This window comes from Methylophaga sp. (assembly GCF_030651745.1).
Genome location: NZ_JAUSCC010000087.1, coordinates 1 through 9,427 on the forward strand (window position 1 = coordinate 1; position 9,427 = coordinate 9,427).

Annotated in this window: 8 protein-coding genes and 1 pseudogene; 8 read left to right on the forward strand and 1 reads right to left on the reverse strand. The window is 41.6% G+C overall.

Annotation, left to right across the window (positions count from 1 at the left end; genetic code table 11):
- From prfB to Q7V21_RS10405, 4 genes and pseudogenes are all read left to right on the forward strand, one after another.
- Positions 1–129, forward strand: a pseudogene (gene prfB, locus Q7V21_RS10390) (peptide chain release factor 2); the annotation flags it as partial.
- Between the two features lie 11 nt (positions 130–140).
- On the forward strand, positions 141–1,634 hold the full coding sequence (gene lysS / locus Q7V21_RS10395; RefSeq protein WP_304917235.1) for a lysine--tRNA ligase: 1,494 nt from the start codon (positions 141–143) through the stop codon (positions 1,632–1,634).
- Positions 1,635–1,799: 165 nt separating this feature from the next.
- Positions 1,800–3,671 carry a hypothetical protein gene (locus tag Q7V21_RS10400; protein WP_304917236.1) on the forward strand — a complete coding sequence of 624 codons (1,872 nt, stop codon included), beginning with the start codon at positions 1,800–1,802 and terminating at the stop codon, positions 3,669–3,671.
- A gap of 56 nt (positions 3,672–3,727) precedes the next feature.
- Positions 3,728–4,600: a hypothetical protein gene (locus Q7V21_RS10405; protein ID WP_304917237.1), complete on the forward strand. Its 873-nt coding sequence runs from the start codon at positions 3,728–3,730 to the stop codon at positions 4,598–4,600.
- A gap of 118 nt (positions 4,601–4,718) precedes the next feature.
- On the opposite strand, the gene Q7V21_RS10410 is transcribed toward Q7V21_RS10405, so the two are convergent.
- Complete coding sequence (locus tag Q7V21_RS10410; protein ID WP_304917238.1) at positions 4,719–4,850, reverse strand: hypothetical protein; 132 nt, start codon at positions 4,848–4,850, stop codon at positions 4,719–4,721.
- A 110-nt stretch (positions 4,851–4,960) separates the two neighbouring features.
- On the opposite strand from Q7V21_RS10410, the gene Q7V21_RS10415 reads away from it, so the two are divergent.
- The 4 genes from Q7V21_RS10415 to Q7V21_RS10430 all read left to right on the forward strand — a co-directional run.
- The gene (locus Q7V21_RS10415; protein WP_304917239.1) at positions 4,961–5,671 is read left to right on the forward strand and encodes a transposase; all 711 of its coding nucleotides are present in this window, start codon (positions 4,961–4,963) and stop codon (positions 5,669–5,671) included.
- A gap of 38 nt (positions 5,672–5,709) precedes the next feature.
- Entirely contained in the window at positions 5,710–5,940 is a 231-nt protein-coding gene (locus Q7V21_RS10420) for a DUF350 domain-containing protein (protein ID WP_304917240.1), read from the forward strand.
- Positions 5,937–6,806, forward strand: coding sequence for a hypothetical protein (locus Q7V21_RS10425; protein WP_304917241.1), 870 nt, complete (start codon positions 5,937–5,939; stop codon positions 6,804–6,806). Before Q7V21_RS10420 ends, Q7V21_RS10425 begins: the two co-directional genes overlap by 4 nt.
- Positions 6,807–7,207: 401 nt before the next feature.
- On the forward strand, positions 7,208–9,427 hold a 2,220-nt coding region (locus tag Q7V21_RS10430), incomplete at its 3' end, for an EAL domain-containing protein (protein ID WP_304917242.1).

The following is a 9,427-nucleotide window of genomic DNA, read 5'->3' on the forward strand; positions in this document are numbered from 1 at the left end:
CGCTCCTATGTACTCGATCAATCACGCATCAAAGATTTACGTACCGGTGTCGAAACCGGAAACACGCAGGCGGTTCTGGATGGCGATCTGGATCAATTCATTGAAGCCTCACTCAAATCAGGTTTATAAGCGAATCCAACATGACCCAAGAAACAGAATTTGACGAAAACCGACTGATTGCCCAACGTCGTGAAAAACTGGCCGCCATTCGTGAGCAAGGCAATGCCTTCCCCAATGACTTCCGTCGCAATGTAATGAACGGCGAGTTGCAAACCGAATATGCCGAAACCGATGCTGAACAACTAAAAGCCAGTCCACGGCGCGTCGCGATTGCCGGTCGAATGATGACCAAACGGGTGATGGGTAAAGCCAGTTTCGCCAATGTGCGTGATATGTCTGGTGATATGCAGCTCTATGTTGCACGTGATGAATTGCCGGAAGGCGTCTACGCACAATTCAAAACCTGGGATAACGGCGACATCATCGCTGCTGAAGGCACCTTGTTCCGTACCCAAAAGGGCGAATTATCAGTGCATGTCGAAAGCATCAAATTACTGACCAAATCACTGCGTCCATTACCGGAAAAATTCCACGGCCTGTCCGATATGGAAACCCGCTATCGTCAGCGTTACGTCGATCTGATCATGAACGAAGCCAGCCGTGAAACCTTCCGGATTCGTACAAAAGTGATTGATGGCGTGCGTCGTTACCTGATGGACAAAGACTACCTCGAAGTCGAAACGCCAATGATGCAAGCCATTCCCGGCGGTGCCACAGCCAGACCGTTCACTACCTATCACAATGCCTTGGATATGGACCTGTTCCTGCGGATCGCACCGGAACTGTATCTGAAACGACTGATTGTCGGCGGCTTTGAACGGGTGTTTGAAATCAACCGTAATTTCCGTAATGAAGGTCTGTCTACCCGCCATAATCCCGAATTCACCATGGTCGAGTTTTATCAGGCCTATGCCGATTTTAATGATCTGATGGATCTCACCGAAGATATGTTACGTACCGTGACCCAGAATGTACTCGGCAGCAGCCAGGTGCATTATCAAGGTCTGGATATTGATTTTGCCCAGCCATTTGAACGCATGACCGTTAAAGATTCCATCCTGCATTTCAACCCTGATCTGAAAGCCGAACAACTCGACAGCATCGAAGCTGCCAGAGAAGTTGCCCAAGGCTTGGGCATTCCACTCAAAGACAGCTATGGTCTCGGTAAAGTGCAAATCGAGATCTTCGAAAAAACCGTCGAACATCAACTGATGCAACCGACCTTTATCACTGCCTACCCAACCGAAGTTTCACCACTGGCAAGACGTAGCGATAACGATCCGTTTGTCACCGACCGTTTTGAATTCTTCGTCGGTGGTCGTGAAATCGCCAATGGTTTCTCAGAGTTAAATGATGCTGAAGACCAGGCCGAACGTTTCAAAGCCCAAGTCGCAGAAAAAGATGCCGGTGATATCGAAGCCATGCACTACGACGCTGATTATATCCGTGCTCTGGAATACGGCATGCCACCAACAGCAGGTGAGGGGATTGGTATTGATCGGTTGGTGATGTTGTTGACTGATTCACCTTCTATAAGAGATGTTTTGCTGTTTCCGCATATGCGGCCTGAGTAAAAATAGTTTGACCTGACGGGTGCAATGCCCGTCAGGCTTGTAACTTACTAAAAATCGGTTTATTGTCCGACCTTAGGATCTTAAGAAGCGGATCATTCTAACTGTAAGAATGTTATAAGTTTTTTGGGCTCAGGTGAGTTTTTTACACTCAGATAAGGAAGTCCAATGAAGCTTCAGCAAGTACTCTCATCAATCAACCAGATTGAAAAATCCAAGTTTATTACCTGTCTAGATAAGCTCTGTACCTCAGCAGAGAAATCTAACAAATCTATATCTGAAGCCTTAAAGAAAGTTAATAAACACATCAAAGACGCTAATGGTATTGAAATAACTCTTTTATTCAATACGGTCTCATCAGAATATAAATCTTCAATTCAATCACAGCTAGCAATGGCTGGTGCCTCAACAGGACTATTAATAAACATATTAACTCGAGATGGTAATGCCGTAGCACGGACGACATGGATTGAACAGTTATATACAAGAGAACAAGAACGGCTGGAACAACTCTCTCAAGAACTTAAAAATGAAATCGATAAAGTTGAAACTGAAAATTATGATCATATTCATCGTCTAAGTATTTTTCGAAACTGTTTAGAAATTGCTTACAAAAACGATCTTTTAGCAAACAGACAAGCAAATATTTCAGATGATGAACGAAGTATTTTAAATACTTTGGCACACGAACTTAAAATTTCGCAGGATGAAGCTGCTGCTATTGAACACCTTTCAGATCCAATAAAAGCAGGTAAAGAAACCGTTGAAGCATGCCTACAAACTCTCCGTGAAATGGGCGTGATTTTTATCAACAGGCGTACCTCAGAAGTTTTAATTCCAGATGAAATCATTCTTGTTTTAAATGAAATAAAGAATAAAGAGTTAGCAGATAAATATTTATTACGTATTTTGCGATGCATGTCTGATGCAGAATTATCCAATATTCTTAAAAGTTACGATAAGCGTTTTCGAGGAATAAGCCGTATCGAGAAAATCAATACGATTTTGAATGCTGGAATTAACATCAGAGATATTTTATCAACTGATTTATTTGACAAAGATGAAAATCAAAATCAACGTAAAGAGCGTCTCAAAGACTTAATTAATGAACTTGATATCCCTGCGGAAAGATTAGGAACCACCCTGGAAGAGCGGATTAATATCATTATTGAAAGTTTAAGAACCGCAACAGAACGTGAATTCAATTCCATAAGTGCTACCAGCTATAAAGAGCTTTTCGAAGCATTGGAAACTAATTTTAATAATTTGAATAATGAGATAGATGAAACATTGGCTCAACGCCTGAGAAGGGAATTTGAACTCGAAGATACTGAAGAACTGGACACGGAAAGGTTACGAGCTCTTTCAATTACACCCCACGATATTCTTTATCTTTTATCTAATGAAGAAATAAAGAACCTTAGAGATAGTATGAAGCTGTCTAGAAAAGGCAATCCGAGAAAAATTATTTTGGAAGCTTTCGAGAGTGCTAATGACAAGTTAATCGAAAATTTTGGTCTGCTTTCGCGACGCGATTTAGCTGGCTTAAAAGCGGCAGGTGTGGAGATCACTGAATCTGAACTTGGCAGCAAATTTGAAGAAACAATAAAAGCAATATTAGAAGGCCTAGAACTCGACGTTGATGAAGAGCTTAGAAAGACCTTGAATACCGCCAAAGATAAAGCCGATATTCTGATTTCACTTAGCGAAAATGATGTGATTATCGGTGAAGCAAAATCATTCAAAAATGGTGATTATGCAAAATATTCCTCTACATCAAGACAAGTGAAAGCCTACGCTAATCGTTGTGAGAGCCAAGGCAAACGGGTTGCACAAGTATTGATCATTGCTCCAGCTTTTTCTGCTGATTTTATTGAATCAGCTGCAATGGACACCGACATCAATATCTCATTATTGACTGCAGATGGCCTCAAGCTGATTTACGACACCTACAAAACGAAACGTAAACCTAATTTCTCAGCAAAGTTACTCACAAAAGGTGGGTTATTAAAAGCTGAATTGATAGCGAAGAACTTATGAATATCAAGCTGGCTGATCCTTTGATTCTTGTTAGCCGTATCTAAGAGAAATAGCAGATGAAAGAAGAAAAAGAGCATGATGTAGTTGAAGAGCCGAAATTTGAAACCGTATCGGATTTCTTAGAAGCCACTCCCCCAAATAGTGTGTCACATATTTCAGATCTCTCTGAGCATAAGTATATAAATGGTTATTGGCGTAACATCTTGAACACACCAGATATTCAGCTGCATTGCCCGAGTGACTCTTGTAATGGTGTTCGTTTTTTTAGATGTATATCTGAAAAAGCTCAGGAGCTAAAGACTGAGTATAAATTTATCTACCTCACCTATAGATGTTCAAATTGCCAAACAGACCAGAAAACCTATTCTATAGCTGCACGTATTAATGAAGGTGGAAAGTCAACAGGCGAACTATGGAAATTTGGGGAACTGCCAGCTTTTGGTCCTCCCACACCGGCCCGGTTAGTTAAATTAATCGGACCAGATAGAGAGTCTTTCTTAAAAGGAAGAAGGTGTGAGAATCAAGGGCTAGGGATTGGTGCTTTTATATATTATCGTCGAGTAGTCGAAAATCAAAAGAATCGAATTCTAGAAGAAATAATTAAAGTTTCGGAAAAATTGGGTGCTCCAAAAGTAAAAATAGAAACCCTCAAGGCGGCGGTATCTGAAACTCAATTTAGTAGAGCTCTAGATATGGCTAAAGATGTGATACCCGAAAGCCTTCTAATTAACGGCCATAGTCCAATTTTATTGTTACATAGTGCGCTAAGTGAAGGAGTTCACGCTCTATCTGATGAAGACTGTCTTGAGCTAGCAAGCAGCATTCGTATTGTTCTTGGCGAGCTTTCCGAGCGACTTTCCCAAGCATTAAAAGATGAGGCTGAACTAACTAAGGCACTTTCGACTTTAATGAATCACAAAAAAGGCTAACAAATCAAAAGGGTCAGACTTTGACCCTATTGATTCCATAAGCGATCAATTCTAAGGGGGCAAAGTCGACTGATTCTTCGATTTCGGTCACTTATAAGCCAGCGCCAGAGATAACGCGTCAGTCTTCGGTGTCGGCGTTTTCTCGATCAACGTTTTCACTGCCTCGTGCCGAAAGAAAAGTACCAAATGCCTGCAACTTGGGGATGTGCTCACAAAAGGTGCGAACAGCGACCAATAACGGCACTGCCACCAACATGCCCACTACGCGAAATCAAGGGGGCAGCCAACTTGATTTGGTTTAACTCCATAAACTGATGCTATAAAGTAACCAAAATCTTATCGCTACAAGGATGTAACGACATGGCAAGACTTCCTCGATTGGTATTACCCGATCAGCCTCTGCACATCATGCATCGAGGCAATAATCGTCAAAACATATTTGAAAATGAAGAGGATATGGCTCGTATTCTCAATGATATTGCAGAGTCATTAGCTAAAGCCTACTGCCAGCTTCATGCCTATGTCATCATGACAAATCACCTGCATTTACTCCTTAGCCCCAAAGATAAACACGAACTTGCTGTATTTATGCAGTCGATGACGAATCGTTATGTGAGATATTTTAATGCCACCCGAAAACGCACTGGCACCATTTGGGAAGGGCGTTTCAAATCCTGCCTGATAGACAGTAACAGTTATCTTTTTAGGCTATACAACTATATTGAAATGAATCCTGTAAAAGCCGAAATGGTAAAAGAAATCCACGAGTATCCTTGGTCCAGTTATCATCACAACGCACTTGGTGAAGTAGATCAGCTGATAACAGAGCATCCACTTTATTTTGAGCTGGCAGCCACCAAAGAAGAAAGAGCTAGCCGTTATAATTTAATGATGGACAAAATGGCGGTAGGGAAAGAAAATCAAAAAATTACTGAAGCCACTCTTCGCGGAGAGGTACTAGGCAATGAAAATTTTCAAACTTGGGTCTGCAAACAAACTGGAAGACCAGCTACATTAACATCTCACGGAGGGGATAGAAAAAGTGCGAAATATCAAAACCAAGTTGGCTGACTCCTTGATTTCCCAATAAAAATACTTATAGGCACACTATGGAATTAGAGTTCTTTTCAGCGTCGTTAATCAACTTAATTATTAATCTTAGCTATTCAATCATCGCGATTGTGGTTAGCGTTTATGCCTTATTTTGGGTCGATAAAAAGTTACTAAAAGAAATAGACATTGAAACAGAACTAAAAAAAGGCAATATTGCAGTCGCTATTTTTGCCTCCTCTATCTTAATGTTTGTTGCCATTGTTATCGCTTTTGGCTTTAAGGGGTGAGTTCATTGTTTGCAAAGCTTAAAGCGTTTGCATTTTGGACATGCTTCCTTATTTTTGTCATTGCTATCACGAATTTAAAAGAGAATTCACAAGATAGCGATGTACAGCAAAAAATTGACATTGCTCTGCATGACTTTGACGATGAATTAAAATTATTCTCACCTAAAGGCCAATCTCTTCTTGTTTTACCGACAGGTGAACGATGGTCAGATGATTACATTCAGCAATTATTAAAGCCGCTGTACGACAAGAGCGGTGCATTTGAATTCACATATAATCACACTAAAACCATTGCCATGTCGGCTCAAGGCGTCAACCGTTCTCACTTTTTAGTCAACGCTTTTTTAGAAGGTTATCAACCCTTTACTGTCGAAAACGTTATGATGCCACTCTATGTGCTTGCCCAGAGAAAAACGTATATGCTCGATTCCATACAGTACAGCGGGCGTGAAGAAGTGTGGCAATCGAGTCGTGAGGCTTTTTTATTTCCTAGGGGAGATTGTGAAGATCATGCGCTTGCGCTTGCTGATTGGTTAATCGCCATGAATGAAGACGCCAGAGTTGTCCTTGGTGATATGGACGGCAATGGTCATGCATGGGTCGTACTATTCAAAAATGGTAAAGAATATCTACTAGAAGCAACTAGAAAAAATAGAGTCGAACGAAATAAACCCTATCCCCTTGCTAAGTTATATCCTGACTATCACCCCACTTTTATGTTCAATCGACAATGGTTTTGGATGAATACAGGCAGTAAATATACGACCGATTACTCTGGGAAACACTGGGAACGGACGAGTGAGTATAGTAATGAAGCTATGCGCGATCTCAGTTCGAATAACTCGTTTGTAACAGATGAATTATAGGCAATAGGATTGGGCAGACTCGACTGATCTTTCCTCACACTGAATCAATGGGGTCAGAGTATTTGATTTTGAGATGTTTTGCTGTTCCCACATATGAGGCCTGAGTAAATCTATCACCGTCATTCCCGAAGGCTGGACAAAAGCGCCGAGCACGTTGAACAGCCGAAGGCTGAGCGAAGCGAATAATCCAGAAAAACGGGCTTAAAGGCCCGTTTTTTATGTGACATAGCAAGTGAAGTCGAGACATTTTTATCTTGTTACTTATTTCATTCCCAGCTATGGTTAATCAAAACCACAGGGAAGTTAAGGGTATGCTTAAAAAGCTAAATCAAGTTGAGTGCCCCCTTGAGATACTTGAACGGCATTGGATTCGGATCAAATTGCATTGATGAGTAGCTTATATGGCACTTCTGAAAAAAAATTTATGGTCAATTTTTTACTTCTTAACCCTGCTATTTATCCTTTACTTTGTTTTTATCGCTTACGCTCAGTGGCAAAGAATTTTTACTAATGCAAAAAACTCTCAGGAAAACACTCTCAGGCTGATTGCCAACTCCACACAAGCCCTGTACCAAACTAATGAGATCATGTTGGACATCCTCGGGCAGCGTTTTTTAGAAGATACCTCCTACCAAAACAATGAAAACGCCATGGCCATGCTTAATGCAGCCCTTGAAAAAAGCCCTGCAATTATTGCTATTGCCCTTGTTGACCCTCAGGGAAACATGCTTTTTGCTACCAATAACCTGGATGTTTCTAATTATCCTAACCTTCTGGAAAAACCCGAAACCCGTGCTTCATTTTTGGAGGTCATGGCTTCAGACAGGATGATTTTTGGTCGCACCTATTTTTTTGAACCGTTGCAAGACTGGATAGTCCCTATCCGCAAAACGATACGTAATCCCGATGGTAGTGTTTACCGTGTTATTACGGCTGCTTTACGCCTGGAAGACTCTTTTGGACACCTGGTCAAAAGCATTGACCAAAGAAATCGCTATACCACATCGATTGTGCGCGATGATATGTATGCGCAATACAGCGTCAACGACGTATGGTGTAGTTACCCAGTTTATCTAGAGACTCTTCCTGACTGCCAACAGGATATGATTGAGTCAGCAATAAAGAAAATACATGATGATTCTCTAGACGACTTCTGGCACTCCAACCAACCCATCTCTTTAGTTCATAGCACCGAAGACGGAAGTAATTTAGCCTCTCTACAATACAACCAGAACTATAAGCTCTGGTTCATTCTTATGACTCGAATGGACGTACTTTGGAAAGATTTTTCAAAGTCACTAGCCGCCTATTTTTTGGTTCTATTGTCTGTAGAAGGGGTAGTTTATTTTCTCTTCCGCATCATTGCGGCAGCGGAAAGGAGGCGTAACGCCGACCTGGTTCATCAAGCCACTCATGACCAACTCACTGGTCTCTTGAATCGGAACTATCTCCAAAACCAATTACAGCAATGGATTCATCCACAAGCAAGCCCATTTTCTTTGCTCTATTTGGATTTGGACAATTTCAAAAACATTAACGACAGCTTTGGTCACCACCTCGGAGATGTGCTTTTACAACAACTGGCCCAACGCTTACGAAGCGTCACACCTCAAGATGCCGCTCTAATACGACAAGGTGGCGATGAGTTCATTCTGCTCACGCACATTCAGGAAGACAGTGTACTGATGGAGTTGGCCCAAACACTCATATCAACGGCTGCAAAGCCCTACCAAGTCAACCAAATGCGCTTACATGTCGGTGCGAGTGCGGGTATTGCCAAATATCCTCAACATGGTGAAACTATCGACGGTTTGTTACGTGCCGCCGATATCGCAATGTACGAATCCAAGCGTTTTAAAAATAGTGCGCATCTATTTCAAGATTCGATGCAAGAACACTACCTCCGCAATGTAAATATTGAGCAAGCCCTTCGTGGCGCTATCGACAATCATGAAATTTACATGGTTTATCAACCCCAAATAGCTGTCGATGGTACTTTTTACGGTGTCGAGGCATTGGTTCGCTGGAACAGTCCAATTCTCGGAAATGTTACACCAGATGCATTTATACCTGTTGCAGAAGCCTCTGGACAAATGCCTGCACTGGGCAGATACATTATTGAAACCACCTTCGCCGACATTAAGCAGATACAGTCCACCCTTGGCTTGACCTTTCAGACTTCTATCAATATTTCTGCACTGCAACTACTGGAACCTGATTTCGCAACATATTTTATTGAAAAAATGCATCGGGAAAACTTAAGTAATATTTGTACAACACTAGAACTGACTGAAAGCCTGCTGATTGAAGATATTCAAAGCGTTTTGCCACGATTGAACGCCCTCAAAAGTCAAGGCGTACAGCTTTCTATGGACGACTTTGGCACTGGTTACTCATCTTTAAGCATGTTGCGCATGCTGCCAATTGATGAGCTTAAAATTGATAAAAGCTTTATGGATGCCGCTTTAACAGATCAAAGCGCTCAACAAATGGTACAAAGCATCATCAATATTGGGAAAAATCTTCAAATGGATGTGGTAGCCGAGGGGATTGAAACCCAGGCACAGCTGGAGATGCTGACCAATTTTGGTTGCGACAGGTTTCAAGGCTACTATTTTGCA